Source organism: uncultured Aquincola sp. (assembly GCF_964001545.1).
Taxonomy (GTDB): domain Bacteria; phylum Pseudomonadota; class Gammaproteobacteria; order Burkholderiales; family Burkholderiaceae_C; genus Aquincola.
In genome coordinates, this window is record NZ_CAXFDV010000691.1 from 1 (window position 1) to 2,139 (window position 2,139).

The 2,139-nt window shown below is 72.0% G+C and carries 2 protein-coding genes; both read left to right on the forward strand.

Features of this window, described 5'->3' with window-relative positions; translation table 11 throughout:
* A partial coding sequence (locus ABNT58_RS24305; protein ID WP_348755971.1) for an IclR family transcriptional regulator occupies positions 1-420 on the forward strand: 420 nt, incomplete at its 5' end.
* Between the two features lie 84 nt (positions 421-504).
* A complete protein-coding gene (locus ABNT58_RS24310) occupies positions 505-2,022 on the forward strand; it encodes a protein adenylyltransferase SelO (protein WP_348755972.1) in 1,518 nt (505 codons plus the stop codon).
* Positions 2,023-2,139: the final 117 nt, after the last annotated feature.

Consider the following 2,139-nt stretch of genomic DNA (forward strand, 5'->3'; position numbering starts at 1 on the left):
CCCAGCGCGGTGCGCATGGCCTCGCGCGTGGGCAGCAGCATGCCGATGCATTCCACCGCGGTGGGCAAGGCCTACCTGGCGGCGCTGGACGACACGCGGCGCCAGGCGCTGCTGCCCACGCTGGAGCTCACCCGCCACACCGAGCACACCGTGGTGCGGCCCGAGGCGCTGCGCCGCCAATTGCAGCGGGTGCAGGCCCAGGGCTGGTCGGTGGACGACGAAGAGAACGAAGCCGGCATCACCTGCTATGGCGCCGTGATCCGCAACGGCAGCGGCGAGCCGGTGGCCGCGGTGAGCGTGAGCACGCTGCGCTACCGCCAGCCGGCCGATGTGCAGGCCAGCTACGTACGGCCGCTGCTGGCCGCGGTGCAGGCGATTTCGGCGCGCATCGCCGGCATGCCGACCATCGACGAAGCCTGACCGCTGCGCAATGCCGGCAGCCCGTCTCGCGGCACGGTCTCCGGTTTGCCGGCAGACTGCCACCGTCTGCCAACATTGCCCGCCATGACCGCCATCGCCTTCGACAACACCTACGCCCGCCAGCTGGAGGGCTTTCACGTGCCCTGGAAGCCGGCCACCGCGCCCGCGCCGCGCCTGCTGTATGCCAACACGGCGCTGGCCGCCGAGCTGGGCCTGGACCCGGCGCTGCTGCAAGGCCCGCAGGCCGCCGCCACCTGGGCGGGCAACCAGCTGCCCGAAGGCGCCGAGCCCATCGCCCAGGCGTATGCCGGCCACCAGTTCGGCGGCTTTTCGCCCCAGCTGGGCGATGGCCGCGCACTGCTGCTGGGCGAGGTGATGGACACCTCGGGCCGGCGCCGCGACATCGCCTTCAAGGGCTCGGGCCGCACGCCGTTTTCGCGCGGCGGCGACGGCAAGGCCGCGGTGGGCCCGATGCTGCGTGAAGTGCTGATCGGCGAAGCCATGCATGCGCTGGGCATCCCGACCACCCGTGCGCTGGCCGTGGTGGCCACCGGCGAGCGGGTGATGCGCGAGCTGCCGCTGCCCGGCGCCGTGCTCACCCGCGTGGCCGCCAGCCACCTGCGGGTGGGCACCTTCCAGTTCTATGCGGCGCGCGGCGATCTGGCCCGGTTGCGCCAGCTCACCGACTACACCATCCACCGCCACGACCCCGCCCTGGCCGGCCGGCCCGATGCACCGCTGGCGCTGCTGCAGGCGGTGGCGCAGCGGCAGGCGCGGCTGATCGCGCAGTGGATGAACGTGGGCTTCATCCACGGCGTGATGAACACCGACAACATGGCCTTGTCGGGCGAAACCATCGACTACGGCCCCTGCGCGTTCATGGAGGCCTACAACCCCGCGGCGGTGTTCAGCAGCATCGACCACGGCGGCCGTTATGCCTATGCCAACCAGCCGCACATCGCGCGCTGGAACCTGGCCCGCTTTGCCGAAACCCTGCTGCCGCTGATCGCTGGCAGCGAAGAAGAGGCCGACACCCAGCGCGCGGTGGAGCAGGCCATGGCCGTGATCGACGGCTTTCCGGCGTTGTACGAAGCCGCGCTGCTGGACGGCCAGCGCGCCAAGCTGGGCCTGGTGGCCGGCAGCGGCGACGATGCCCAGGACCGACAGCTGGCCGCCGACTGGCTGGCGCTGCTGGAAGCGCAGGCGGTGGACTTCACCCTCGGCTGGCGCCGCCTGGCCGATGCGGCCGAGGGCCGAGAGCAGGCGCTGCTGGCCTTGTTCACCGATGCGGCGCCGCTGCAGGCCTGGCTGCAACGCTGGCGCCAGCGCGCCGACCTGCCGTTGGCGCAAGACGGCGTGGTGAGCGAGGCCACCACCCAGCGCGCCGCCGCGATGCGCCGCGCCAGCCCCTTCGTCATTCCGCGCAACCACCGGGTGGAAGAGGCGCTGACCGCCGCCACCATGGACGACGACCTGCAGCCCTTCCAGCGCCTGCTGGCCGCGCTGCAGCAGCCCTTCAGCGAAACGCCCGAGCTGCTGCCTTACGGCCAGCCGGCGCCGGCGGCCGTGACGGCCTGCTATCAGACTTTCTGCGGGACTTGAGTGCAGGCGCGGCTGCGAGCCGCGCCCTGCTGCGTCACCAGCCAGATGCCTAGACAGGTGAGCACCAGGGCCAGCGCGTACTTGGGCTCCAGGATGCGTTCACCCAGGAACAGCGCC